The 26,409-nt window shown below is 49.1% G+C and carries 28 protein-coding genes and 1 tRNA gene; 4 read left to right on the plus strand and 25 right to left on the minus strand.

From position 1 onward, the window contains the following. Positions 1-4: 4 nt before the first annotated feature. The 12 genes from fliF to ACQ76X_RS05120 all read right to left on the minus strand — a co-directional run bounded on the left by fliF (position 5) and on the right by ACQ76X_RS05120 (position 13,273). Positions 5-1,594: a flagellar basal-body MS-ring/collar protein FliF gene (gene fliF, locus ACQ76X_RS05065; protein ID WP_438492012.1), complete on the minus strand. Its 1,590-nt coding sequence runs from the start codon at positions 1,592-1,594 to the stop codon at positions 5-7. 35 nt (positions 1,595-1,629) lie between these two features. Then, positions 1,630-1,938, minus strand: a complete 309-nt coding sequence (gene fliE / locus ACQ76X_RS05070; RefSeq protein WP_438492013.1) for a flagellar hook-basal body complex protein FliE — start codon at positions 1,936-1,938, stop codon at positions 1,630-1,632. A gap of 30 nt (positions 1,939-1,968) precedes the next feature. Then, complete coding sequence (flgC, locus tag ACQ76X_RS05075) at positions 1,969-2,415, minus strand: flagellar basal body rod protein FlgC (protein WP_438492014.1); 447 nt, start codon at positions 2,413-2,415, stop codon at positions 1,969-1,971. A gap of 6 nt (positions 2,416-2,421) precedes the next feature. Beyond that, on the minus strand, positions 2,422-2,829 hold the full coding sequence (gene flgB / locus ACQ76X_RS05080) for a flagellar basal body rod protein FlgB (protein ID WP_438492016.1): 408 nt from the start codon (positions 2,827-2,829) through the stop codon (positions 2,422-2,424). A 380-nt stretch (positions 2,830-3,209) separates the two neighbouring features. Then, positions 3,210-4,610 (minus strand): ATP-dependent protease ATPase subunit HslU, encoded by a 1,401-nt coding sequence (hslU, locus tag ACQ76X_RS05085; RefSeq protein WP_438492018.1) that lies wholly within the window; start codon positions 4,608-4,610, stop codon positions 3,210-3,212. Positions 4,611-4,643: 33 nt separating this feature from the next. Further along, the gene (hslV, locus tag ACQ76X_RS05090) at positions 4,644-5,186 is read right to left on the minus strand and encodes an ATP-dependent protease subunit HslV (protein ID WP_038593549.1); all 543 of its coding nucleotides are present in this window, start codon (positions 5,184-5,186) and stop codon (positions 4,644-4,646) included. Positions 5,187-5,381: 195 nt separating this feature from the next. After that, a complete protein-coding gene (gene trmFO / locus ACQ76X_RS05095; protein WP_438492020.1) occupies positions 5,382-6,740 on the minus strand; it encodes an FADH(2)-oxidizing methylenetetrahydrofolate--tRNA-(uracil(54)-C(5))-methyltransferase TrmFO in 1,359 nt (452 codons plus the stop codon). A gap of 24 nt (positions 6,741-6,764) precedes the next feature. Further along, positions 6,765-8,861 (minus strand): type I DNA topoisomerase, encoded by a 2,097-nt coding sequence (gene topA / locus ACQ76X_RS05100; RefSeq protein WP_438492022.1) that lies wholly within the window; start codon positions 8,859-8,861, stop codon positions 6,765-6,767. Positions 8,862-8,960: 99 nt separating this feature from the next. Beyond that, a complete protein-coding gene (dprA, locus tag ACQ76X_RS05105; protein ID WP_438492024.1) occupies positions 8,961-10,079 on the minus strand; it encodes a DNA-processing protein DprA in 1,119 nt (372 codons plus the stop codon). A 228-nt stretch (positions 10,080-10,307) separates the two neighbouring features. Then, the gene (gene sucD, locus ACQ76X_RS05110; RefSeq protein WP_038593560.1) at positions 10,308-11,237 is read right to left on the minus strand and encodes a succinate--CoA ligase subunit alpha; all 930 of its coding nucleotides are present in this window, start codon (positions 11,235-11,237) and stop codon (positions 10,308-10,310) included. 66 nt (positions 11,238-11,303) lie between these two features. Next, complete coding sequence (sucC, locus tag ACQ76X_RS05115; protein ID WP_038593563.1) at positions 11,304-12,461, minus strand: ADP-forming succinate--CoA ligase subunit beta; 1,158 nt, start codon at positions 12,459-12,461, stop codon at positions 11,304-11,306. 347 nt (positions 12,462-12,808) lie between these two features. Then, positions 12,809-13,273: a MarR family winged helix-turn-helix transcriptional regulator gene (locus tag ACQ76X_RS05120; protein WP_038593568.1), complete on the minus strand. Its 465-nt coding sequence runs from the start codon at positions 13,271-13,273 to the stop codon at positions 12,809-12,811. Between the two features lie 147 nt (positions 13,274-13,420). Between ACQ76X_RS05120 and ACQ76X_RS05125 the strand changes: the two genes are divergently transcribed. Continuing rightward, the gene (locus ACQ76X_RS05125) at positions 13,421-13,849 is read left to right on the plus strand and encodes an organic hydroperoxide resistance protein (protein WP_076110114.1); all 429 of its coding nucleotides are present in this window, start codon (positions 13,421-13,423) and stop codon (positions 13,847-13,849) included. A 122-nt stretch (positions 13,850-13,971) separates the two neighbouring features. Here ACQ76X_RS05125 and ACQ76X_RS05130 read toward each other — a convergent pair whose 3' ends face one another. The 11 genes from ACQ76X_RS05130 to ACQ76X_RS05180 form a co-directional block, all read right to left on the minus strand. Continuing rightward, positions 13,972-15,801: a YifB family Mg chelatase-like AAA ATPase gene (locus ACQ76X_RS05130; RefSeq protein WP_438492028.1), complete on the minus strand. Its 1,830-nt coding sequence runs from the start codon at positions 15,799-15,801 to the stop codon at positions 13,972-13,974. Between the two features lie 194 nt (positions 15,802-15,995). Next, the gene (locus ACQ76X_RS05135; RefSeq protein ID WP_076110116.1) at positions 15,996-16,505 is read right to left on the minus strand and encodes a metallophosphoesterase; all 510 of its coding nucleotides are present in this window, start codon (positions 16,503-16,505) and stop codon (positions 15,996-15,998) included. 66 nt (positions 16,506-16,571) lie between these two features. Beyond that, positions 16,572-16,985 carry a hypothetical protein gene (locus ACQ76X_RS05140; RefSeq protein WP_438492030.1) on the minus strand — a complete coding sequence of 138 codons (414 nt, stop codon included), beginning with the start codon at positions 16,983-16,985 and terminating at the stop codon, positions 16,572-16,574. A 133-nt stretch (positions 16,986-17,118) separates the two neighbouring features. Beyond that, entirely contained in the window at positions 17,119-17,505 is a 387-nt protein-coding gene (locus ACQ76X_RS05145) for a YraN family protein (protein ID WP_438492032.1), read from the minus strand. Beyond that, on the minus strand, positions 17,502-17,801 hold the full coding sequence (locus tag ACQ76X_RS05150; protein WP_038593587.1) for an EscU/YscU/HrcU family type III secretion system export apparatus switch protein: 300 nt from the start codon (positions 17,799-17,801) through the stop codon (positions 17,502-17,504). Before ACQ76X_RS05150 ends, ACQ76X_RS05145 begins: the two co-directional genes overlap by 4 nt. Continuing rightward, the gene (locus ACQ76X_RS05155) at positions 17,798-20,101 is read right to left on the minus strand and encodes a DNA ligase (protein ID WP_438492034.1); all 2,304 of its coding nucleotides are present in this window, start codon (positions 20,099-20,101) and stop codon (positions 17,798-17,800) included. The genes ACQ76X_RS05150 and ACQ76X_RS05155 overlap by 4 nt, the downstream gene beginning before the upstream one ends. Positions 20,102-20,161: 60 nt before the next feature. Further along, positions 20,162-20,773 (minus strand): ribonuclease HII, encoded by a 612-nt coding sequence (locus ACQ76X_RS05160; RefSeq protein ID WP_438492118.1) that lies wholly within the window; start codon positions 20,771-20,773, stop codon positions 20,162-20,164. A gap of 218 nt (positions 20,774-20,991) precedes the next feature. Next, positions 20,992-21,852 (minus strand): ribosome biogenesis GTPase YlqF, encoded by an 861-nt coding sequence (ylqF, locus tag ACQ76X_RS05165; RefSeq protein WP_438492036.1) that lies wholly within the window; start codon positions 21,850-21,852, stop codon positions 20,992-20,994. Between the two features lie 29 nt (positions 21,853-21,881). Beyond that, the gene (gene lepB / locus ACQ76X_RS05170) at positions 21,882-22,502 is read right to left on the minus strand and encodes a signal peptidase I (RefSeq protein ID WP_438492038.1); all 621 of its coding nucleotides are present in this window, start codon (positions 22,500-22,502) and stop codon (positions 21,882-21,884) included. Positions 22,503-22,719: 217 nt separating this feature from the next. Next, positions 22,720-23,064, minus strand: coding sequence for a 50S ribosomal protein L19 (gene rplS, locus ACQ76X_RS05175; protein WP_038593601.1), 345 nt, complete (start codon positions 23,062-23,064; stop codon positions 22,720-22,722). A gap of 141 nt (positions 23,065-23,205) precedes the next feature. Continuing rightward, positions 23,206-23,493 carry a hypothetical protein gene (locus tag ACQ76X_RS05180; protein WP_438492041.1) on the minus strand — a complete coding sequence of 96 codons (288 nt, stop codon included), beginning with the start codon at positions 23,491-23,493 and terminating at the stop codon, positions 23,206-23,208. 332 nt (positions 23,494-23,825) lie between these two features. On the opposite strand from ACQ76X_RS05180, the gene ACQ76X_RS05185 reads away from it, so the two are divergent. Then, on the plus strand, positions 23,826-24,869 hold the full coding sequence (locus ACQ76X_RS05185; RefSeq protein WP_438492043.1) for a hypothetical protein: 1,044 nt from the start codon (positions 23,826-23,828) through the stop codon (positions 24,867-24,869). Between the two features lie 88 nt (positions 24,870-24,957). Here the strand turns inward: ACQ76X_RS05185 and ACQ76X_RS05190 are convergent, their stop codons facing one another. Beyond that, positions 24,958-25,206: a hypothetical protein gene (locus tag ACQ76X_RS05190; RefSeq protein WP_038593610.1), complete on the minus strand. Its 249-nt coding sequence runs from the start codon at positions 25,204-25,206 to the stop codon at positions 24,958-24,960. A 211-nt stretch (positions 25,207-25,417) separates the two neighbouring features. Between ACQ76X_RS05190 and ACQ76X_RS05195 the strand changes: the two genes are divergently transcribed. Further along, positions 25,418-25,615 carry a hypothetical protein gene (locus ACQ76X_RS05195; protein WP_038593613.1) on the plus strand — a complete coding sequence of 66 codons (198 nt, stop codon included), beginning with the start codon at positions 25,418-25,420 and terminating at the stop codon, positions 25,613-25,615. A gap of 72 nt (positions 25,616-25,687) precedes the next feature. Here the strand turns inward: ACQ76X_RS05195 and ACQ76X_RS05200 are convergent. After that, positions 25,688-25,761 (minus strand) — tRNA-Pro (locus tag ACQ76X_RS05200). Between the two features lie 197 nt (positions 25,762-25,958). On the opposite strand from ACQ76X_RS05200, the gene ACQ76X_RS05205 reads away from it, so the two are divergent. Continuing rightward, positions 25,959-26,324: a hypothetical protein gene (locus ACQ76X_RS05205; protein WP_438492045.1), complete on the plus strand. Its 366-nt coding sequence runs from the start codon at positions 25,959-25,961 to the stop codon at positions 26,322-26,324. Positions 26,325-26,409: the final 85 nt, after the last annotated feature.

The raw sequence follows: 26,409 nt of genomic DNA on the forward strand, positions 1-26,409 counted from the left end.
TAGTTCACCTCTGTTCGTCTGCAAGCCATGTACGCAACAAGTTTACGAATTCATCCGGTTTTTTCTTCGCCAGACTTTCCAACTGCTTACGAACCTGACTTTCATTCGTCACGTTCTCCAAGTTAATAGAAGGAAACTCGGTAGGAACCTGCAGCGGAATGTCATCTTCCACTTCTTCTTCTTCTGTTTTCTTGCGGCTGCGGTAAATGAAGTATCCTCCACCTGCGCCAACCAGCAATGCTGCCGCAGCAATGGCCCAAATCATCCACGTAGCAAGTCCGCCAGATCCCGTTTCAGCAGCTGTATTTCCGAATTGTTGCGAGTATACCGAAACTTTTTTGGTCAAATCCGCGTCTGTATATGTGACTCCTGAATCTGCTAGAGTTGCTCTTACAATATTGATCAGAATATTCTTAATTGCTGCTGAAGTAGTATCATCCAAAATATTTTTTCCTGTAGGTGGTTCAACCGCAACATTTATGGTTAAATCTTTTACAGTATACGGGCTAGCGATAATATCCTTGGTGATCCGGTTCACTTCGTAGTTTCGGGTCTCTGATGATTCTTCAGATGTAGAAGTGCCTGTATTAGTTCCAGACGGATAACCTGAGACATCTTCTGAGCCCGTACCCGCAACGCCTCCGGTAGTATTTCCTTGCCCCGAATAGGAATTGCTGATAATCTGCGAACTGATTTCAATCCCTTTCATATTCTCTGTATCTACCGGAGTAACGAGATCTTCTTTCCGGTTCTCTTTGTCAAAATTCAACTTGGAGAAGACAAGGACATCGACTTTATCTGGTCCTGTGAGCGTAGTTAGGAACTGTTTCACATTTTTCTTAACTTCTTCTTCAAATTTCTTTTGAAGAGCAAAGTTTTCTTCAACCTGGTTGGTAACTCCTGCCTGTCCGCCTTTAGCTGTCGGCATCAACTCGATCTCGTTATTTGCAATCGTGATGTTGTCAATCGGCAAATTCGGCACAGCAGTCTTTACAAGGTTGAAATAACCGTCAATATTGTCCTGTGATGGTCTAAATCCTGGATCAAAGGAAAGTACAATGGAAGCCGAAGCCTGTTCCTGACCCTCTTGAGCGGCAAAGACCGTCTCTTTGGGCAAATTAATCAGTACCTTAGCATCCTTGATTCCCTGCATCCGTCTCATCAGCTGTTCCACTTCACCGTTTAAAGCATTGTTGTATTTAACATCAAACTCACTGTCCGTCGTACCGATCATCGACGAAGATTCTTCAAACACTTTATACCCGATGGAACCTCCCTGCACGATTCCCTGCGAGCCAATATCCACTTTAATGCGAGCGGCCTCTGTGCTTGGTACGGATATGCTGTGTCCATCCGGACTTAAACGGTATGAAATTCCTTTTGTATCCAGGTAAGTCATGACTCCAGCGGAGTCCGTGCTGTCCAGATCTCGAAATGCCACTTCATATTCCGTCTTCGAAAGCTGCATGGTCAAAACTACGATTATTAAAATAATGATAAACAATGTAGAAAAAAATAAAATCTTCTGTTTAGCGCTAAATCTGTTCCAATACTGGGTGATTTTTTCCCGGTACTGGGCCAATCGTTCATTCACAGTGTCACCCCATCCGAAACTAAGCTAAGGATTATTTAGATTTGAGTTCTCATAATTTCCTGATAGGCTTCGATCACTTTGTTCCGGACTTGTGTAGTCAGCTGCAAACTCAGCAATGCCTGCTGGGAAGAAATCAAAGCCTCATCAATGTTGACTTCTCCCAATACGAATTTATTACTCATATCCTTGGAATATTGCTCTTGCTCTGCCACTTGATTAAGTGCGTCCTGCAGATAAGAACCAAAGCTTTGTTTGGAACCGCTAACCGCTTCTGACTCTGTAGCTACTGGCTTCATAGCAAGCGGTTGAACAGCTTGGGTTCCGATAGTTAAATTCTGTATCAACTGTTTTCCTCCTAAGATGTCATTTCAAAATTACCGTCCAATTTCAAGCGCTTTGATTACCATAGCCTTGGATGCGTTCAGCATCGTAACATTAGCTTCATAGGAACGGTAGGAAGACAGCATATCCACCATTTCCTTCGTGACATCTACGTTAGGCATATACACATAACCTTCGGCATCCGCATCAGGATGGCTGGGGTTGTATACCGGCTTCATAGGTGAGGCATCATCAATAATCGACTGTACCTTAACCCCTTCGCTTTCACCATTCATCTTAGCATTCAATATGTTGGAAAAGCTTTTGTTCTCGGCTGTCTCCAGCACCACCAGCTTTCTCCGGTAAGGTACGGCTTTGCCGTCCACTATAGAGGCTCTGGTTGTTTCAGCGTTGGCAATGTTGGAGGATATTACATCCATCCGCAGCCGCTGAGCGGTTAAAGCTGAAGCGCTTATTCCAAAGCTGCTACCAAAATTCACTATTTGCTACCTCCCCTCAACTGCTGTGCGCATTTTAGTGATATCACTGTTTAACAGATGTACATAAGAGTTGTACCGAAGCTGATTCTCAGCGCTTAACGCCATCTCGCGATCCATATCCACATTATTATCATTGTTGTTCATCGAGGTGGTGTGGTCTGTAGTGACTACTGCAGACGGAACGGCTGTAGCCGATCCGAATTGGAAATGGCGGGAATCCGATATCTTCGCGTTAAGCGTTGACTTCAGTCCACTTTCCTGTTGCCTAAGCAAACTTTCAAAAGAAACGTCGGAGCGTTTGAAATTCGGTGTGTCGTTATTTGCCACATTGTTGGCCAAAACACTTTGTCGTTTATTGGCGGCATCAATGCCTGCCTGTAGTCTTTGAAAACTGACATTGTTTAGCAAACCCATGCAAATCCCTCCCTTCCAAAGCTATCATAATGAAAAGAATTCCACAACTTCTTCCGAAATCCTGCTACTTTCGACAAATAAAGCTAAATTTTTAACTTTTTTTCATGAAGTGCAGGTCGAAAGCTGTCGATGAAGATTTAAAATGTCAATCTCATATACATTGATTCTCTTAGAAATTGTATATTATTACAATAAGAAATAAGCCCTATCTTTTCTGAAAAGAGAGGGCTTAAAGCATGGTTTTTCAATTATTTACCTTTTTCGTTCCAATATCTAACTTTATTTAGCATTTAGTGACATAAAAAGGTTGATTTCCATCGACTTTTGTCATGTCACTACTTCAATATACCTAATTTGAAGTAATTTTGGAGGCTGTCGGATTAGAGGATATACTGGCTTAAATCGCGGTCTTGTGCGATTTCTGACAGTTTTTCACGAACATATTCCGGAGTGATTACCATTGTATCGAGAGTCAATTCAGGAGCTTCAAAAGATAGGTCTTCCAGCAGTTTCTCGAGAATGGTATGCAAACGACGCGCACCTATATTTTCCATGTTCTGGTTCACAGAGGCTGCAATTTTGGCGATTTCCTGGATCGCTTCCGGCTGGAACTGAATTTCAATATTTTCCGTCTTGAGCAAATTAACATATTGTTTCGTCAGCGCATTCTCCGGTTCAGTCAATATGGAGACGAAATCCTCCAGTGTAAGACTGCTCAGCTCCACACGAATCGGGAATCGCCCCTGAAGCTCAGGGATAAGGTCGGAAGGTTTCGCAATATGAAAGGCTCCCGCTGCCATAAACAGGACATAATCCGTCTTCACAGGTCCGTATTTAGTCATCACCGTAGATCCTTCGACGATAGGCAATATATCACGCTGCACCCCTTCACGGGAAACATCGGGTCCAGAACCTTTGCCCTGGCTGGCAACCTTATCGATTTCATCGATAAAAATAATACCGGACTGCTCGGCACGGGACACGGATTCCTGAATGACGTCGTCCATGTCAATCAGCTTGGCCGCTTCATCCTGAATCAGCACTTTGCGTGCTTCCTTGACCGGCAGCTTGCGTTTTTTGGTCCGTCTGGGCAGTAGACTGCCGAACATTTCCTGCATGTTCATTCCCATCTGGTCATTGCCTTGCCCGGCAAACATATCCAGCATCGTAGGGGCGGTATCCTCCACGTCGATTTCAATGATGTCGTCTTCCAGCTGCCCTGCCAGCAGTTTGAATTTGACACCACGCCGGCGTTCGCTGAGCGAACCATCCTCGGGCTCTTCCTTTGTATCTTCGGAGCTTGCGTTATTGCCGCCGAAAATCATTTCGAAGGGATTCCGCTGTGACTTGTTCTTGGAGGTAGACGGAACGAGAATCGAGACGATCCGTTCATTTGCCAATTCCTCAGCCCGGTCTTTCACCTTCTCTGTCCGTTCAAGCTTAACCATACGGATGGAGGTCTCCACCAAATCACGGACCATGGATTCCACATCGCGCCCCACATAACCAACCTCGGTAAACTTCGTAGCCTCTACTTTGATGAACGGGGCATTTACAAGCTTGGCAAGCCGGCGGGCGATCTCAGTCTTCCCTACCCCAGTAGGACCGATCATCAGAATGTTTTTTGGAACAACTTCATCCCGCAGCTCTTCAGCAAGCAAACTGCGGCGGTATCGGTTACGCAGTGCAACTGCCACCGATTTTTTTGCCTGCTTCTGGCCAACGATATACTTATCAAGTTCTGCTACGATTTGACGCGGTGTAAGCGATTGATTACCCATTATGACTTCCTCCCTCTTTCTGCGGCTCCATGCCTATAATTGTTCAACAATAATATTGGAATTGGTATACACACAAATCTCGGAAGCGATTTGCAGTGCTTCCCTGGCGATTTCGGCAGCTTCTAAATTCGGAGCATGGCGTTTCAGCGCACGTCCTGACGCCAGTGCAAAGTTTCCTCCGGAGCCAATGGCCAACACATCATCATCCGGTTCAATGATTTCACCGTTACCGGAGATCAGCAGCATCCCCTCTTTATCCATCACAATCATTAAGGCTTCCAGCTTGCGCAGGATGCGGTCCTGGCGCCAATCCTTGGCCAGCTCCACAGCTGCCCGCTGCAGATTGCCGTGATGCTCCTCCAGCTTGCCTTCAAACTTCTCGAATAAAGTAATCGCATCGGCCACGGAACCCGCAAAACCAGCGATTACTTGTCCTCTGTACAGGCGGCGGACTTTTTTAGCCGTCGTCTTCATGATGACACTTTCTCCAAAAGTAACCTGACCATCGCCGGCTATTGCCGCATGGCCATTATGTCTAACCGCACAAATTGTAGTCGCATGAAAGCTGGGTAACATGATTTTGCAACCTCCTAAAAGTTTTGTGAGCTTCGCACCTTGAGTTCCTTCGAACAAAACTGGCTTCGGAAGCATTTACCTTAAGTTTTGTGAGCTTCGCACCTTGAATCCCTTCGAACAAAACTGGCTTCGAAAGCATATACCTTAAGTTTTGTGAGATGCCACTTGCAAAAGAACGGCTTAACACACCCTAGTTTAAGTCGGGCTTGGTTCAGTGATCTCCGGTTCTGTGTAGGGAAGTCCTGTGCGGGCAGCGAAATCGGCAATACTGTCCAGTGCACGGTGAGCCAGTAATTCATTTTTTTCCTTCTTGCTGCGGATTTTCTTCTCAAGCTTAGGAAGCAGGCCGAAGTTGGCATTCATTGGCTGGAAATGCTCCGGATCTGCGGAAGTAATGTAAGCAGGCATGCTGCCCAGTACACTGTCCTCCGGGAAGATCAAACCTTCCTCGCCAAGCGCAGCTCTGGCTGCGTTGATTCCGGCGATCATTCCGGAAGCAGCCGATTCCACATAACCTTCGACCCCCGTCATCTGTCCGGCAAAAAACAATCTTTCCTTGCCTTTCATCTGATAAGTGGGATGCAGCAGTTTGGGAGAATTAATAAAAGTATTGCGGTGCATTACGCCATAACGGACATATTCCGCATTCTCAAGACCCGGAATCAGCGAGAAAACACGTTTCTGCTCCCCCCATTTAAGATGGGTCTGGAATCCAACCAGGTTGTAAAGTGTACCTGCAGCATTATCTTGACGTAGCTGCACTACTGCATGAGGCAATTTTCCAGTGTGAGGATTCATGAGTCCTACCGGCTTCATTGGGCCGAACAATGCCGTTTGCTTGCCGCGCTTCATCATGATTTCAATCGGCATACAGCCTTCAAAATAAATTTCTTTCTCAAAATCTTTAAGTGCTGCGGTCTCGGCCGAGATCAGCGCATCATAAAAAACATCAAATTCCTCTTCCGTCATCGGACAGTTAAGATAGGCTGCTTCCCCTTTGTCGTAACGGGAGGCCAAATACACCTTGCTCATGTCGATGGTGTCTTTCTCCACAATCGGCGCTGCAGCGTCATAGAAGTAGAAATATTCTTCACCGAGCAGCGCTTTAATCTCAGCAGACAAAGCCGGAGAAGTCAGCGGACCAGTCGCGATAACGACAATCCCTTCCTCCGGTATATGCATAAGTTCTTCATTTATGACTTCCACCAAAGGATGATTATGCAGCGTCGAAGTAATTTCACCCGAAAATCCGTCCCGGTCTACGGCAAGCGCGCCGCCGGCAGGAACCGCATTCCGGTCTGCGGCACCCAGGACCAGCGAATTCAACCGCCGCATTTCTTCCTTTAATACACCTACGGCATTGCCAAGACCATTTGCACGCAGGGAGTTGCTGCATACCAGTTCAGCAAACTGATCCGTGTGATGCGCAGGCGTCTTTACAACAGGTCTCATTTCATAAAGTCTGACCGGCACTCCGCTCGAAGCGATCTGCCATGCAGCCTCACTGCCGGCAAGACCAGCGCCTATTACTGTTACTTTAGCTGTTTCTGTCAATTTCCTTTCCTCCTGTAGCGACTATTATTCTGCTAATTCTTCGTTGTCCAATACGGCCTCTGTATGATCGCACGAAGTGCATTGCAGCTTGGTCCCTTGTTTGTTGCGCTTCTCAACCATCCAGGAGTTGCATACAGGGCATGGCTTAATGGAAGGTCTATCCCAGGAAACAAAATCACAGCCTGGATACTGATCGCAGCCGTAGAAGACGCGTCCCTTTTTGCTGCGCCGCTCAACAACCTTGCCTTCATGACATTTCGGACAGTTTACTCCGATATCCTTCACGATCGGCTTGGTATTGCGGCAATCCGGAAATCCTGAGCATGCCAGAAATTTCCCGAAACGCCCCAGCTTGTAAACCATCGGCTTGCCGCATTTCTCGCAGAGCTCGTCGGAGACCTCATCTTCAATCTCGATCTCTTTCATTTCTTCTTCCGCGAAGATTAGCCGCTTCTCGAAAGACTCGTAAAATTCGGCAAGTACCTTCACCCAATCCTCCGCGCCTTCTTCTACATGGTCAAGATCCCCCTCCATATGTGCTGTAAATTCCACATCGAGAATTTCGGGGAAAAACTCCTCCATCTGCTCTATAATTAGCTCACCAAGTTCAGTAGGCATAAATTTCTTCTCTTCGATAGCCACATAACCACGCTTCTGGATCGTTTCCAGCGTTGGTGCATAGGTACTTGGACGCCCAATACCCAACTCCTCCAGCGTCTTAACAAGACGTGCTTCTGTATAACGCGGTGGAGGCTGTGTGAAATGCTGTTTGGGTTCAATATCCTGTTTAGTCAGATCATCTCCGGCTTTGAGCGGAGGCAGAAACTTCTCTTCATCTGTTGTTCCATCATCATTACCTTCTACATAAACCTTCATAAAGCCCGGGAAAGAAACCTTCGAGCCTACGGCTCTGAAGACAGCATCGCCTGCGGCAATATCCACGGAGAGCGTATCCAAGAGCGCAGAAGCCATTTGACTGGATACAAAACGCTCCCAGATCAGCTTATACAAGCGGAATTGATCGCGGCTCATATATTCTTTGACGGTCTCCGGCTCGCGGAATGCTGAAGTAGGGCGGATCGCTTCATGCGCGTCCTGCGAACCTGCGGCTTTTTTGGAATACTGGCGAGGCGACTCCGGTATAAACTTCTCACCGTATTTTGCCCCAATCAGTTCCTTGGCTTCATCCTGTGCCGTTGTGGACAGCCGGGTGGAGTCAGTACGCATGTAGGTAATTAAACCAACGGTGCCTTCTTTGCCCAGCTCCACACCTTCATAGAGCTGCTGTGCCACGGACATCGTCTTGGCTGCACGAAAGCCCAGTTTACGTGCAGCTTCCTGCTGCAGCGAACTTGTCGTAAACGGTGCAGAAGGGTGGCGCTGCCTCTCCTTCTCTTTCACTTCATTTACTTTGAAAGCAGCGTTCTTGATAGCTTCCAGAACTTCCTGAACATCGCTTTCCTGGCCCAGCTCTTTTTTCACTCCGTTCAGCTTATGAAACTTCGCTTCAAAACTGGAATCACGAATGCCGAGCTTTGCGGTGATGCTCCAATATTCAGTAGGGACGAAAGCGGAAATTTCATTCTCCCGGTCCATAATGATCTTGACTGCAACCGATTGAACCCGTCCGGCGGACAGGCCTTTTTTGACTTTCTTCCATAATAGTGGGCTAATCTTGTAACCGACAAGGCGGTCAAGAATCCGCCGGGCCTGCTGTGCGTTCACAAGATCCATGTTGATTTTGCGGGGTGTCTTAAAAGCATCCTTGACGGCTTGTTTGGTGATTTCATTAAAGACAACACGGCACTCCTCGGTATTATCCAAATCCAGCGCATGCGCCAGATGCCAGGCAATGGCTTCACCTTCACGGTCCGGGTCAGCCGCCAGATAGACTTTTTTCACTTTTTTGCTGGCGTCTTTGAGTTCCTTCAATATGGAACCCTTACCGCGGATCGTGATATATTTGGGATTGAAATCATTCTCTACTTCCACGCCAATCTGGCTCTTTGGCAAATCTCTGATATGTCCCATTGAGGCCTTTACGATATATTTACTGCCTAAATATTTGCCGATGGTCTTCGCTTTTGCAGGCGATTCGACGATAACTAATGCATCCGCCATAGGTTGTTCCTCCTAAAAGTTTTGTAAGCATAAGCTTCCTAGAACTGCTTCGGGCATATCTGAATCCGAAAGCATACGCTTAACACAATCTCTTCTATATTAAATTACCTTATAAATTGCACCCGGTAATTGTGTTACCGCTTTTTTTATGATTAAAGATAACAGAACTGAATGCAAATGTCCAAAATCCCATCTCGTTCTACCCAACAGCTCATCCAACGTAAATGGGCCTTGATGCAGTATATGGTATAGGTGAGACTCCTCACTTGTCAATTTCTTTTCTGCCAGCTTGTCTCCGTTTTCCGGGTTAAAGAGCTCTTTCTCTCTCTGTTCTACCGACTTTACAGGCAGATAGGATATGTATTCTTCCACGATGTCGTGAGCGCCGGTCACTAATTTTGCCCCTTGTTTGATCAGGTCGTTCGCACCCCTGCTTTTGGGTGAAGTCACTGGACCCGGCACGGCAAAAACATCTCTACCAGCTTCCAGGGCCGCATCGGCAGTAATTAGCGAGCCACTGCGGCTGTCCGCCTCTACGACCACCGTCCCAAGGGCAAGGCCGGCAATAATCCGGTTGCGCTGTGGAAACAAGCCTGGGTGGCTTTTAGTGCCAATTGGATATTCGCTGATTACTAGTCCATCCTGTGCGATTTGATGTTCTAGTTCCCGGTTCTCTACGGGATAGACCTTATCCAGTCCCGTCGCGACCACCGCAATCGTACTCCCGCATCCACGCAGGGCTGCTTCATGGCATACACTGTCGATCCCCCGGGCCAGTCCGCTGACCACAGTAAGGCCTGCCCCGCTCAGCTGCTCTGACAGCGTCTCCCCTACCTTACGGCCATATGCCGTAGGCACACGGGTGCCAACCATGGCAATCGCCGGACGAGAGGCCAGGGCGAGGCTGCCTCGATAGTAGAGCACCCACGGCGGCTGCGGCGTCTCTTTCAGGAGCCCGGGATACTCCTCATCGAGCAGAGTTACCATTTCTACTCCGCTTTCTTTCATTAGAATGTGACGACGGTGAATCCACTCGGAAGTATATACCGCTTCGAGACGCTGCGACATTTTCCCGCTGATTCCGACACGTTCCCAATCACCGGCACCACAGGTAAAAGCCAAATCCGTCAACATACCCGCTCGACGAATTTTGTCGATACTCTTCCAGCCGATGCCTTCCACTTCATTTAATCCAAACAACAAATATCGCGAATCCATATGCACATTCTCCCTCGTGAGGAAGGTCAGCCTTCCCTATTTTGTGATACCTGTGTCAGAAATGCAAGTTACAGTTCCTTAAACGTCTATACGGCAGCAGATTTGAACGCAAAAAAAGCAACCTTTTATCCCCATGAACAGGAACAAAAGGTTGCTTACCTTTGAACATATTATACACGATGCCCTGCTAAAGAACATACGTATGCTGATAAATATAATAGTAGAAACTTAGCTTCCGGTAAAGGCGCTCAGAATGCCGCGCTCTTCCAGCACACTTACAAGTGTAGAGCCCATTTCTGCCGGAGTAGGAGCCACCTTAATACCGCAGGATTCCAGCACGGCAATTTTTTCGCTGGCCGTCCCTTTTCCTCCGGAAATAATCGCACCTGCATGGCCCATTCGTTTGCCTGGAGGTGCAGTAACCCCACCGATGAACCCAACTACCGGTTTGGTCATATTTTCCTTGATCCATACAGCAGCTTCTTCCTCTGCCGTACCGCCGATTTCTCCGATCATAATGACCGCCTTGGTTCCCGGATCCTCATTAAAAAGCTTGAGAATATCAATAAACTCCGATCCCTTAACCGGATCTCCGCCTATCCCTACTGCCGAAGACTGGCCGATGCCGCGCTCAGTTAGCTGATGCACCGCCTCATAGGTCAGAGTTCCGCTGCGTGAAACAACCCCTACGTACCCCGGAGTATGGATGTAGCCCGGCATAATGCCGATTTTACACTCTCCCGGTGTGATCACACCCGGACAGTTCGGACCAATCAGAACCGTAGAACGACCTTCCATGTAACGCGATACTTTCACCATATCCAGTACCGGGATGCCTTCTGTAATGCAAATAACCAGTTCCAGCCCTGCATCCACTGCTTCCATAATGGAATCGGCAGCAAACGCCGGTGGCACATAGATTACACTCGCAGTTGCCCCGGTCGCTGCTTTGGCTGCTATCACCGTATCAAATACAGGAAGGCTGACCTCACTGCCGTTCTCCAGCGTGATATTCACCGTCGTGCCGCCTTTGCCCGGTGTAACCCCGCCCACCATTTGCGTGCCGTAATCCAGCGCTCCCTTGGTATGGAACAAGCCCGTCGAACCTGTTATGCCCTGCGTGATGACTTTCGTATTTTTATCTACAAGAATGCTCATGTATTAGGTCACATCCCTACTTAGTTTGTCGAATACGAGCACTGGCGCTCAAAGGCCCAGCCGCGATTACACAAGAGCAACAATTTTCCGGGCACCGTCCGCCATGGAATCGGCAGCAACAATATTCAGTCCGGAACCGGCAAGAATCTGCTTGCCCAGTGCCACATTGGTTCCCTCAAGACGCACGACGAGCGGTTTGGTCAGACCAAGCTGCCGGGCCGCTTCCACGACACCCGTGGCGATAACATCGCAGCGCATAATTCCACCGAATATATTGACGAAGATCCCGTTCACTTTATCATCGGACAAAATGATTTTAAAAGCTTCGGTAACCTTCTCGGTCGTCGCACCGCCCCCTACATCCAGGAAATTGGCCGGTTCGCCGCCGTAATATTTAATGATATCCATTGTAGCCATCGCAAGTCCCGCGCCGTTGACCATACAGCCGATGTTGCCGTCAAGGGCAATATAACTGAGATCGTATTTCGAGGCTTCAATTTCCTTCTCGTCCTCTTCATCAAGGTCCCGCAGCTCCAGAATATCCTTATGACGAAACAATGCGTTAGAGTCAAAATTAAGCTTGGCATCCAGAGCCATTACATTCCCGTCAGCTGTAACGACCAGCGGATTAATCTCCGCAATGGAGCAATCCTTATCCACAAAAGCCAAATATAGCGCTTGCATGAACTTGACAGCCTTATTCACCAGTTCTGTCGGAATAGCAATGCTGTACGCCAATTTGCGGGCCTGGAAAGTCTGCAAGCCTACTGCAGGATCAATGATTTCCTTGAAAATCTTTTCCGGATGAGTGGCCGCTACCTCCTCAATTTCCGTTCCGCCTTCTTCAGAAGCCATCATGACCACCCGGCCGGAGCCACGGTCCACAACGATTCCAATGTAATACTCTTTCACAATCTGGCAGCCTTCTTCAATCAGCAGCCGCTTTACAACCTTGCCTTCAGGACCGGTTTGATGGGTCACCAGTGTCTTGCCAAGAATCTCTCCGGCATAAGACCGGACTTCGTCAAGCGACTTAGCTACCTTCACACCGCCGGCTTTTCCGCGTCCGCCTGCATGAATCTGCGCTTTTACCACCACTACCGGTGTACCCAGCGATACTGCAGCTTCTACTGCTTCCTCCACTGTATAAGCTACTTTTCCGTTCGGTACGGCTACGCCGTACTTCTTAAGTACTTCTTTTCCCTGATACTCGTGGATATTCATACCGGAAGCCTCCTAAAGTGTTGCGGTGGCTTAAACAGGCAGCCTGCAGCCATTCCGCTTTCCGTTTTGATTGTCCAAAGCCGGGTCCAGACCGGTTTATTGCTACATATTCCGGCACAAGCAGAAAACCTAACCGCATCTAATAGAAACGGCGTGGCTTCTGCAGTGACACAAGCTTTGAAATACAGATTTTCATCTATATTTAGCTATATGTCAGAAAAGGAAACCCAGAATATTGTAACATGTTTTAAAAGCGCTTTCCTCAAAAACTTTCACTATTTGCACACACATTTTCGCTTGATTTCATGCCGGAATGCGAACGATTATATTGACATAGCTTTCAAGAGCTATTTAGAGGCATTAATGTTGGCTTCGTGTACACGAGCCAGTAGGTCTTTAAACTGACCCAGCAGAGCAACAAATTCATCTGCCGAGAGCATCGTTCCTTCCGCCATTTTCCCCGGGATGCATGCCGCTTCACCTTGCAGAGCCCAGCCCTTTTCTGTCAGGGAAATCAGAACCTTCCGCTCATCCTGCAAGGAACGCTCACGCAGAATCAAACCTGCTGCCTGCAGCCGTTTCAATAGCGGCGTTAATGTACCGGAGTCCAAAAACAGGGCTTCGCCCAGCTCTTTAACCGTACACTGCTGTCTTTCCCAAAGCACGATCATTACTAGATACTGGGAGTACGTTAAACCGATCTTGTCCAGGTGAGGCTGGTACAGCTTCGTAAATTCGCGCGAGCAAGCATAGATGGTAAAACAAAGTTGATTATCAAGCATTAGCTCAGGAGTTGTGGTTGTCTTTTGCATTTCTTCTTCACCTGCCTTTATGACATTATTTTATCACAATTCATCCGTAATATCATGTTAATAGCGAAAAATAGATTGACTATTATTTTAATTGTGATAAATTAAGTTGTGTACAATACATTATCAAATGAACGGGAGCGAATAATAATGATGACTATTCAACAAAAAATGTATGAAACTACAGTTAAAGCAGTAGGCGGAAGAAACGGAACTATTGAGTCGGAGAACCCTAAGCTGGCGCTTACGATCAGCACTCCCCGCGAAATGGGTGGCGCCGGCGGTGAAGGCACAAATCCTGAGCAGCTGTTCGCTGCCGGATATTCCGCTTGTTTTGACAGCGCGTTGAACATGGTGGCCCGGATGGGCAAAGTGAAGATTGAAGGCAGCGAAGTTACCGCTACTGTAAGCTTCGGCAAAGTTGAAGACGGGGGTTTTGGCATCGCTGTGAAGCTTGATGTTCTGGTTAAAGGCGTTGACCATGAAACTGCTGCCCAGCTTGTAGAAGCCGCCCACGGTGCCTGCCCATACTCCCGCGCTACCCGCGGTAACATTGAAGTGGAAATCAACGTACTGTAAAGAATCTGCGTCTTCCCGACCATTCTCGAAGTGAGAACAGAACAAGCCGTCCGTTGGCTATGGGCGGCTTGTTTGCCGTTAATATATCTCATCATTCGTAATAGACTATATACTAAAAATCGCTAGTCCTCTGTCATGATCTGCCTGTCCAGATTGCGGTACTGCACCGCCTCCGCCAGATGTGCAGAAGCAATGTCTGCGGATCCCTCCAGATCGGCAATCGTCCGGGCCAGCTTAATAATCCGATCATGGGCCCGCATGCTTAAGCCGAGACTTTCCAGAATGGTATGCAGCATCAATGTGCCTTCCCTGCCCAAACTGGCATAACGGCGCAAAGCCGCACCGGATAGTTCGCTGTTCCAGGATATTGGCAGAGCCTTATATCGCTCTGTCTGAATAGCCTGAGCTTTCAGGACCTCTGCGCGCATCTCTGCCGAAGATAATGAAGACCCCTCACCGCCCCAATCCTTCGGACGGGGAACATCCACCTGCATATCAATCCGGTCCAGCAGCGGTCCGGAAATCTTAGAGCGGTATTGTGCAATCCGCGCAGGGCTGCAGGTGCATCTCTGCTGCAACCCTCCGCTCCCAAGATACCCGCAATGGCAAGGATTCATAGAACAGGCTAGCAAAAATTGGGCGGGAAAAGTAAAAGCAGCGCGGGCACGGCTGATCGTCACTACCCGGTCCTCCAAGGGCTGCCTCAGAACCTCTAGTACATTGCGCGAGAATTCCGGCAGCTCATCCAGAAAGAGAATACCGCGATGGGCTAAGCTGACCTCACCCGGCTTGGGAATCCCTCCACCGCCAATAAGCCCTGCCGCAGAGATGGTATGATGGGGCGAACGGAACGGGCGCCCCCGCAGCAGCCCGCTGTGGGCATCCTTAAGCTTGCCCGCCGCGCTGAAAATTTTGGTCACCTCCAGGGATTCACGGTCATTCAGCGGCGGTAGAATACTAGGAAGCCGTTTGATGAGCATCGTTTTCCCCGTTCCCGGTGGCCCCATCAGGATAATATTGTGCATCCCCGCCGCCGCAATGGTTAAAGCCCGCTTCACATGATTTTGCCCTAGAACATCACTGTAATCCTCCAGCATACCGTCGTCTGCAGTTAAGGCAGATCCTTCATACATCACTGCCGGTATATATTTTAAATGATCCAGCGTAAGCGCCATGACCGGAGGACGCTCGCTGTTCGCAAGACCGCTGCTGACGGAAACCGGAAACGGCAGCGGATTTTGCAGGACAGTCTCCTTTGTCACAGCTATAGCTTCAGCAGCAGCCAACCCTACTGGCAGAGAAGATTTAGTTTCGACTGAGCCATTCGATTCATAAACACCCATTGTATTCACGCTTACTATTTGCTGCTCTACCTCGCTTCTCTTTGCGATGTCCGGACAGTGAACTGCTGCACTCTCTTTCATACCCGCCAGGTTCACTACCGATTGCTGTTCAGGCTGCGGCAGCTGCCGCAAATGCTCTATAGCATACACTGTGATCCCGCTAATTAAAGCGGCCTCAGCTGCGTTGCCCAATGGCACCAATACAGCACGAAATCCGGCACGCCGCGCTGCTTCTACCATCGGCAGCACACCTGTCACAGGGCGCAGGCTGCCGTCGAGCGCCAGTTCGCCGATCAGCAGCAGCTTTTCTGCTTCAGGCATCACCAGTTGGCCGCTTGTCGTCAGAATGCCCAGGGCAATAGCCAGATCGAATGCCGAACCTTCCTTACGCAGATCAGCCGGGGCTAAATTGACCGTAACACGCTGCTGAGGATAACGATAACCACAATTTTTGACCGCTGCACGCACTCTTTCCACAGCTTCACGAATAGCAGAATCAGGCAATCCAATGATATTCGTCTGTGGTAAACCGTTGGCCAGATCAATTTCAACACCGATCATCACACCCTCAATCCCATACAGGCAGGCGCTGTGCATTTTTCCGTACATAAAAAAACACCTCTTCTCCTGAAATACGCCCAACATTGAGCGTTGTCGTTTCAAGAAAAAGGGTGCTTCCTCATTTTCCGAGATTATATTATAACCAGTATACAAATGATCTGCAGCCATGCGCAATAGCTGAACGGAGATTACCCTCGAGCTTATTTGCACAAATGTGAAAGGGCATTTAAAAAGGTGATGAATTAACCCTCTTCACTTACCACCACAGCATCCCTAATTTGCTCAAAAGAGAGCGGTTTGTAGCCCCAATGCTCCACACAAATATTAAAATGATTGTTTCCTTCATATTTCTGCCCATGAATATGACCATGCACATTCACGTAAGGCATATGTTTGTTCATATACATCGGTTCATGTGAAAGAAAGAAGAAATCCTTGTAGATCATCGGGTATTCACTAACCTCGTCGAAGCCCGCCTCCAGCCACCATTTGCGGCTTCGCCCGCGGTCATGATTGCCGAGAATCAGTATCTTGTAGCCGTTCAGTGAAGACACTATCCCCGTCGTCGCTTCCAGATTCATAAATGAAAAATCCCCAAGATGAAATACCGTATCCCCTTCCCCCACCACGGAATTCCAGTTCTCGATCATCGTCCGGTTCATCTCCTCCACACCACTGAAGGGACGTGATTCAAAATCAATAATCAGCTTATGCCCAAAATGGTGGTCTGAGGTAAAAAATACTTTAGACATTTGCGCACACCCAACTTTCACGGAAACTCTTTATATTCTGATTTCCCAATTACGCTGCACTTAATTTTATTTACGCCATTCCCGTTTGTTGGGACGCTGGTTTGCATCCAGTTGAATCAATTCGGCGAGTGGCGGGACTTCTTCATGATCAATAAGCCATTTACGCATTTCCCTAATTGCCTCCACCTGTCCATTGCCCTTATCCCGCCAGGTTAGCAGCTCTATCACTTTAATAACCAGTGACAACAGGCTGCTGCTGTCGTTTTGGCTCTTTTCGGCCCGAATCTTTTGGATAAGCGCCTCATTCTCCCAATCAATCAATATCTCCTCGGCAATGGCTGGCCGCATAACGGTGAAGGTTTTGTTGCATTGGCTGCAGCAGACAACGGATAAAGGCTCTCCGCCTAAATCTACAGCGATCTTCTGTTCACATTCTTGGCATGTAAAACTTACTTGTATATCAAATGGTTGATTCCTCATGCGGACAACCCTCCTCATGGCAGCATTAAAAGTTACAATAATGTTTACCCATTTCCCTTAAGAAATGACCCATGACACGGAAGTAATGTCAAGACATAAGCTCTAATATGGACATTAAATCGACAAAAACTACTTAAAATGCCTCGCGAATGTGCCTTAGAGCAGCGATACTCGTATCGTCATTCAGTAATACCGAAATCACATCAAAGGAGACCTGCCGTTCTTCCTGACCTGTGGCATGCAAATAGACCTCTGCCGTATTACGCACCTGCCGTATTTTGCGGGTGTTCACAGATTCCTCGGGTGTCCCCTGCTGAGGGTTTCCGCTGCGGCTCCGCACTTCCACGAAGATCAGCCTGCCTTCAAGCTCAGCAATAATGTCAATCTCGCCGCTGCGGCAGCGCCAATTGCATTTTATTATATCGTAACCTTGGGAAGTCAAATACATTACAGCAGCTTGCTCAGCTGCAGTTCCTTTTTGTTTGCGGGTATACCGCCCGCCTGTGCCGGTCTCCCTCACTTGAGCCTCCGCTCTCCTGCAGAACGGTCACTCTGGTAGATATAGCTTAGAATCTCCGCCACCAAATGATACAGCTCAGGAGGAATCTGCTGATCGAGGTCCAACTTCGACAGGACCTCCACCAGTGCTGCATCCTCCTGAACGGCGACCCCGTTCTCCTTGGCCCGCTGCAAAATCATATCCGCCACAGCGCCTTGCCCTTTAGCCACAACTACCGGGGCTTCGCTTTGGCCTGGAGTATATTTCAGTGCAACAGCCTTCTTAAGGTTCTGTGAAACTTCATTTGGCTCACTCATATCCGGTAATCGACTCCTTTGTAGGAGTCAGGAACATAGTCTGCCAGCTTGGACACAGTCTTCATACCGGATGCCGCAAGCGAGCTGGGCTCCGGCAAGGGCTCTGTACGCAAGCTTAAAAGCTGGTAGCCTATTGACTCCACTGCGGATTGGACATCCTCCCGCCGATCCTCCAGCAGTTCAAGTACCCAAGGATCATTATTATGCACCTTGAGGCTTACGATCCGGTCGACCACTTGGACGTCAACCAGCGTCTGTCCCAGCTGCTTCATGTCCAAATCGAACCAAAGCCGGCAGTTCGCCGCATCCAGTTCACCCTTGCGGCCACGCCGCGACTGAATATGGACAGAAGCCGTTTCCTGTCCATCCTCACCCCGCAGCGGCAGAAACAGCGTCACCTGTGCGAACGGTGCCGTACGGTCCGTGTTGAGCAGCAGCTGCTGTCCGGTCAGCTGCTGCACAAGCTGGCCTGCGGCTTCCTTCACCGCAGGCGGCGCATCGCTGCTCATCACCTGCAGCAGCACGCCTTTCAGCGTGTCGGCGGCATCTTCCGCCGCCGCCGCACCGCCCTGCAGCGCCGCCAGCGGCAGCGCTGCTTCACGCGTTCCCGCGGCCGCTGGCACAGGCCGCGCCTCTGCGCCGGCTGCGAAGCTGCCGCGCACCGCCTGCTGCTCGTGCTCCGCACCGAGCAGCTTCAGCACCCGCCCCACCCAGGACTCCGTGTCCTGGGTGGCAGCGGGCCCCGGCTGCGGCGCTGACGCAGCAGCCGGGCTCTCCCCGCGTGGCGCAGCCGCCGCGGGGGCCTGGGTTTGCCCCGCCTGCGTCAGCGGGGCTGCATTGCCCTGCGGCGGTGCAGCCGCAGGCGCTGGCACTGCCGCCGTTGGCGCAGCCAGTGGCGCTGGCGCTGGCGTAGACGCTGGCGTTGGTGCTGCCGCCGACGTTAGTGCCGCCGCTGGCGCTGGTGGTGCCGCCGGCGTTGGCGCGGGGCTTCCGCCCGCAACGTTAGCGGGCGGCGAAGCGGCGAGCTGCGGCAGTGTGCCGCGCAGCTCGCTGAGCACGCCCTGCAGCTTCGTGAGCAGGGCCGTGCCGGACTGCTGCGCTGCCGGTCCACCAGCATTGCCTGTGGCAGTTTGTGCACGTTCCGGCTGAGCTGCGGTCCCCGGCTTTGCCGCATTCGCCGCAGGCTCTGCCCCTGATCCAGCAGATCCTGTGCCGATTCGTACCGCCGCAGGATCTGCTCCACTCTCTTTCAGCCGCGCCGCAGGATTCTGCGCATCAGTTCCTTCAGCGGAACTCCCTGAAGCCGCATTTGCTGCCTTAGGGAGAACACCCGCGTCGGCAGATTCGTTGTCTGCCGGCACAGCCGCAGCAGTACCTGCCACGTTCTTGGCTGCGGCTTCAGGATTAGTACCTTCGGCTTCGGGTGTGTTCGCGGCAATCGCTGCCGCAGCCTGTTCACCCTTCCCTGCGCCAGCCTGCGCTGCCGTAGACTGCACAGCTGGTTTGGCCCCGTCAGCAGCTTCGTCCGGCATAGCAGAAGCCGCTAGGGCAGCTTTAGCGTCTGCTGGATCGACATCAAGCTCTCCGCCTGCCACAGCGAGACCAGTACCAGTATTGCCGGTAGAAGAAGGGGCAGCAGATCCGGAAGGAGCCGTAAGCTTCTCCGAACCACCTATAGCCTTTCCACCCTCCCCTTCACTTTCCTGCTGTGCCCAGAGCGTAAGCTCCGTTTCAAGCTTGGTCAGCAATTCATGCAGTTTCGGACCAAATACAGCCTGCTGCAGCCCCTTCACGCTCTCCGCTGTCACAGGAAGTCCCCGTTTCACCGAGATCACTGCCGCTTCCAGCCACTCCGAAGTAGGTACGCCTTGCGGCTTGGCGTTCATCACCGCATCGAGCTTCGCCGCCGTCTCTTTGGTCAGGGGCAGGCCTCCTGATTGCATGGCTTGAATAATCTCCCGTCCTGCCTTGGAATCTGACAGCCCAAGTGATTCCAGTGCCTCCCCCATGCTCTGAGCTGATGCAAGAGCTGATTCGCCAAGGGAGACCGGCTTCAATACGGGCAGCCCGCCCTCACCCGGAGGGGGAACCTGCAGATTTAAGGTTTGTCCAGGCTGCAGCGGAGTTTCCAGCTCCGCACGGACAGGCGTGCCTTGGATCTGTACGACCGCTTCTTTGCCGGATTCCGACACACTGAGGACTACACCACGAACGACCTGGCCTTCCTTCAGTTCCAAAGACTTGGCTTCTCCCGGTTTACTGTCTCCGAGCAATCCTCGAATCAAAGATCCGATATTCATGCCGTTTCCTCCTCCCTTCGTTTAATGTCTTCTTAGTATATCGACATTTGAGTTCTTTTTTTAAAATAACGTCTGCTGCTCCGCCAATATCCGGCTGATGAAGCTCCGCCGGTGCATAGGCGTTGGCCCCAGGGCCACAATTTGCTCGCGGTGAAGCTTGGTCGCGTAGCCTTTATGTATTTTAATCCCATAGTCCGGGTATAATTCCTCCCATAAGCCTTCACAGAGCCGGTCACGGGTCACCTTCGCCACAATGGATGCCGCAGCTATAGATTGACTATTGGCATCTCCTTTAATAATTGAACGCTGAGGAAGCGGCAGATCTACTTTTTCCGCATCTATTAGCATGTAATCCGGCGTATGGCTCAAGCCCTCCACCGCCTTCTTCATCGCCAGCCGCGAAGCCTGTTTAATGTTAATTTCATCAATGACCGCAGAGTCAACGTGGCCAACACCAACCGCCAGCGCTTGCTCCATAATGAGCTCAAACAAAACACCTCTCTTCTTCGCGCTCAGCTTCTTTGAATCGTCAACACCCTCTATAATAAGGCCTTCTGGCAATATCACCGCTGCAGCGACAACATCCCCGAACAGACAGCCTCTGCCCACCTCATCTACACCGGCAATCCGGCAAAACGACTGCTCCCAGCCTTCTTTTTCGTATAACAACATATCTGTAGTACTCACTGTTCATCCACCGCCAGTTTCACTTATATTCAATCCTACTGCTGTTTAGCTTATCATATGAAGCCTTCAGGGGGCATCCCTCTTTAAGTTAATAAAATAAATCTGCATAGGACCCATTTCTATCATGCTTCAAAAACAAAAACAACAAAAAGAGCCACCCCAAAAAGTGGATGGCTTATAATCCAATCATTATTTTACCGTGCTTAAGGCATCTCCAAGGTAAAGGTTCCAAGCTTTCCTGCCCGCAGTTCATGGAGTAACGTACGTGACGCCTTCTCCAGATCCACACGTCCGCCACTGATCAGACAGCCGCGTTTACGGCCTACTGCTTCCAGAACGGCAACGATCTCATCGGGGTTCTCCAGATCCTCAGGAAGCTTATCAATCCCGAAGCGTTCCTTAAACCGGGAACCATAATCCGAGACCAGATATTTGACAGCATAAAAGGCGATATCCTCGACGTTCAGAATCTCCTCTTTAATAGCGCCGGTTACCGCAAGGCGGTAGCCTACATCCTGATCCTCGAACTTTGGCCACAGAATACCCGGGGTATCCAGAAGTTCCAGATTTCCGCCCGTTTTGATCCATTGCTGGCCCTTTGTGACCCCTGGGCGGTCACCGGTTGCAGCGATGCTCTTGCCTGCCATCCGGTTAATGAGCGTCGATTTGCCCACATTGGGAATCCCCACGATCAGTGCGCGCATCGCCCGCGGATTCATTCCCTTGGCAATTTGCCGATCAATCTTCTCCTTCAGCAGCAGCTTAACCTGTTCAGGAATTTCTTTCACACCTGTTCCGGTAGACGCATCTACAGGATGGGCGACATGCCCCTGGGCTTTGAAGTACGCCAACCATTTGCGCGTCGCTTCTGGATCAGCCAAATCCGCTTTATTCAGAATAATCAATCTTGGCTTGTCCCGTAAAATATCGTCAATCATCGGATTGCGGCTGGAAAGCGGCAGACGGGAATCGAGCAGTTCTATTGCAACATCTATCAGCTTCAGCTTATCCTCAATTTGCCGTCTAGCCTTCGTCATATGACCCGGAAACCATTGAATGGCCATAGCCGTCACCTCCTTTGACTTCTGTCAGCTTAATGGTTAATTACTGAAATGTCTTTGACCGGCCAAAAAATCAGATCTGCACGGCCTACAATATCGCCAAGCGGCACATAACCGATCATCCGGCTATCTGTACTGTCTGAGCGGTTATCCCCCATTACGAATACATGTCCTTCCGGCACTGTGCCGTCAGTAAAATCTTCGTTAGGGAAATCTTTATTATTGTACAAAGCATTATTATTATGCGCTTCATCAATCGCGCCTTGAATGTAAGTTTCGTTCACAGGTTCTCCGTTAACTGTAACGACATCCCCTTCGACTTTCACCGTATCTCCAGCCACTCCAATTACGCGCTTGATGAAGTCCTTGCCCTCTGAAGGCACATGAAACACAATCACCTCGCCACGCTGCGGAGAGCGGATGTCATACAAGATTTCATTTACAATTACCCGTTCACCGGTATGGAAATTAGGCTTCATGGAAGGTCCATCCACAATAAACGGCTTAAATAAAAGCCAGCGTATCAGAATCACCAGAACCAATGCAATTGCTATCGCTTTAATCCATTCCAACACTTCATTCTTCTGTTTCTTGGGGTTCTGTCCGCCGGACTCCACGATCTCCCCTTGTCCCTGCTGCAAATCCTGCTGCATAATTCACCGTCCTCTCTTCATCCTATATTCACTATACAACACAAAAAAACTCCTGCCAAAAACTCCTCCACGATTACTCCTTCAGGAGGCCTTTTCGGAGAAGCTGATCCTAAGGCAACTATTTTAATGTCCATTATTGGGGTCGAGAAGAACCGGATATAGCAACAAGAATAAACGAAAGGGGCTTGAACTCAAGCCCCTTTCCTTTGTCACTATTCTAGCGACGGATTTCTTTAATTCTTGCAGCTTTACCGCGCAGTTCACGAAGATAGTAGAGCTTCGCACGACGAACTTTACCACGGCGAGCCACTTCGATTTTCTCGAGTTTAGGCGAGTTGATTGGGAAAGTTCTTTCCACACCAACACCGTAAGAAATTTTACGAACCGTAAAAGTCTCACCAATTCCACCGCCGCGACGTTTAATTACAACGCCTTCGAACAACTGGATCCGTTCACGAGTTCCTTCGATAACTTTTACGTGTACCTTCAAAGTGTCACCCGGGCGAAAACTCGGGATATCTTTGCGGATTTGTTCTTGCGTAATTGCTTGTAGGATATTCATTTAGGACTTCCTCCTTCCGTACAGGTGTTCATGCCTCTTCCGGAGAGACCATCGCTCTCCCTCATTATCCGCAGAGGACCACCGTATTCCACACAACAGAAATAATAATAACATAAAGAGTAGGCTAATACAACTATATTTTTATAGCGGCAGCATATCCTTCTTTTGGGCTTTGGTTTTGCAATCCTTGCATAGTCCGACTACGCTTCCATTATCCTGGGCATAAAAGATTAGTTTGCCGTTTCTCTTCTTGCATGAGGAGCATAGCTGCTCCGTGGAACTCTGCTTAGCTTTGCGGTGTCTGTCCATCGAGATCACATTGCTGGCCGTTGCAGTCTTCGGACTTCCGGCCCTCTTATGCCGTCTGCTAAACAGCCAATAAACAACCACAACAAATAACAATACGATCAGGATTGTTGCATATCGCATCAGGCTCATCCGCTCCCTTGACTTTTTACAGTCAAAATAGTAATAGACCGCCCTTCGTGGTGCCTGAGAGTCGGTCTGTTTTCTGCTGCCAAGCTCCGTTACACTTCTACACTTCCATTGCTCTGATTTCCAACCCGCCGTTTCAGCTTTACTGAACATATCATCTACAGCTAATTTTAACACAATCGTTTATTGATTTGTAGTCACGCCCATAGGTACTGGACTTTAGTCCAGCACAGCAACCGGTCTCCAGCCTGTTATTCAATTATTTACCATAATATATAATAACGAATATACATAAGCAACATACAGACTTTTAGGAGGGGCTCCATTTGAAAAAAAATTATAAACCAGCGAAGATTGCAGCACTGGCTGTTTTCTCCATTGTACTATTAGCCGGCTGCAGAGAATTGCCTGGCAAGGAAGCTGCTGATAATCAACTTGAACAGCGCTTATCCGGCAACTCCCAACAGGAAGTTGCTGACAGCAATGGGGAGTTTGAAGATTTCTCTAGTGAACTCGGGCAGGAAATCAGCGAAGCAGCATCAGATTTAGGGCAGGGCTTAAGTGAAGCAACAGCAAACCTTGGGCAGGATATCGGAGAAGCCATGGAAAATGTGCAGCAAGCCGCTCAGAATACTGCGTCCATCGTGGCAGAACAGATCACAGCTGACAGTGTCAGCAAAGAACTTGTTGCCACCTCGAAACCAGGGTCTTCCTCTACACTTACCCTAGACAATGCAGTGGGTGAGGTTGAGGTCATCTCCTCTACAGGAAATACCGTCAACGTAACCGCTACTATCGTAGCCCATCATGCCTCCAGCAAATATGCTCCAGAGTTGTTTGACAATGCTGAAGTATCTGTAAAAATTAGCGGTGACGAGCTTAAAGTATCCACCTACGCCAAGGACAGCCCCAAAAAGGATTTATGGTCCTGGGCGCACAAAAAATACGGCTATTCAGATTTCAGCATCAACTACCTGATTGAGCTTCCAGCCAGTGTCGACAGATTTGAAATCAATAATGATGTAGGTTCTATTGAGCTGAGTCAGTTGCAGGGAACCTTTGACATTTCGAGCGATGTTGGAGCCATCACACTCCGGGATGTTGAAATCACCGGCAAGTCCAAGGTAGAGACAGATACCGGAAGCATCGGGCTAAATATCAATGAGATGAAAAACGGCAGCAGTCTCAAAGCTAAAAGTGACATAGGCAAAATATCCGCCTCTTTGGACAGCAGTCTCAAATGCACCGTGGAGGCCTCCAGCGAGCTTGGACATATTTCCGGTACAGGTTCCGGCAAACATGATTTAAACGGGGGTGGACCGCTATTGTCACTATCCACGGAAATCGGCTCCATCTCCATACAGAACTAAAATGAAAGATACCGAACCGAATATCAAAATTTACGTATATACGCAAAAAGTGGGCTTCCCAGATTAGGGAGGCCCACTTTTTTGCCTTTTAGATCAGCGCGATTGCCAGCAGCGTAAACAAGCTTAAAGTTAAAATTTCACTGCCGTACCCGTAAAAACCGCCGTAATAATTGCCTGGGTAAAATGCCGAGGTTTTCATTTTTCCGTTGCCCTTCGTTTTCAGATAGACATTGTTACGATCCACATCCACGATGATACCTTCATGCTGTTTTCCATCGGTTGTCATAATCCGTACCCTTTTGTTTTTGCATTGCAGACAATTATAATATGCTTCCACCCGTAACTCCTCCTTTACTGTAGTGATTTATTTTATGACTGGAGGGATTAGCCGGTAACGGCTAAGTTACCATTGTGAAATATATGTGAAATAAATAACTTGTGAACAATATGTGTCTTTTTCGTTAGAAAAGGTTTATAATAAGATTATAAACAGTAAAGCGCTTACGGGCTTGTATATGTACTAATCCGAACTTAAGGAGGCAGGAATCATGAGTACAGCAGGGAGAAATTTTATTAACGAGGGAATACTGCGCATCGCCTTGTTCCTAATCTTTGCATCACTTACTTACACAGTAAGAAACTACGTCTGGGCCATTATCGTACTCACGGTTGTTGCATTATATGCATTGGTTACTGGGATCATTAAGCTTACCCGCAGTGACAGTGAAGTACTAGAGCGACGATAACCAAGTGGAAAGACAAAAAACCGCTTCATACGGAATCTTGAATCCGTATGAAGCGGTTTTTTTAGTGTCGTATCGGAGTAACAGGATTTGAACCTGCGACCTCACCCACCCCAAGGGTGCGCGCTACCAGGCTGCGCTATACCCCGACGGCTACTCCGTAACTTCCGCGCCATTATCACGTTCTGTCAACGATTGCCCATACGGTCGTCACAGCTTTTACCAATCTGCGTTTATTATAGCGTATGCCCGCGCACCTATGCAATAAAATAACGCGCACCTATACAAACTTCTTCATTTGAGATATAATGCGAACATATATTCGCAATTGAACGGAGGCACTGTAATGTCCGCAATACGCACATCACCCGCATGTACCACCGTAGAAGTCCGTAACTTCATCCGCCCTTACGCGATCCTTCCGATGGTGAAAGCCGCATTCGAACGGGACTCCCAGATATTCCTCTCGATGCACACACTTGACCCGTACGTCGCGTGGCTGACGCAGGCCCGGGAAAGATTAACGCAAGAAGATCTCATGATAAAGGAGCAAGCACATCAAAGCGGAATTAGCATTATAGAAAAACAGCACATAGATGGCACGCTGCGGATTCGTTATCAATGCCAGGCTGGCATCGGTGACTTAGCGATCCCGGATACGGAGGTTGCGGAGGAAGCTGCGGAACTTATGCGGCGGTTATTGACGTTTTAAAACGAAAACAAGCGCAGATCTCCGACTTCTCATCAAAGCAATGCTTTCTTCTGTGAAAATAGTTCTTAATATATTCTTAAAATTT

Origin of the sequence: Paenibacillus sp. IHBB 3054 (assembly GCF_051594305.1) — a bacterium.
Classification (GTDB): domain Bacteria; phylum Bacillota; class Bacilli; order Paenibacillales; family Paenibacillaceae; genus Paenibacillus_AQ.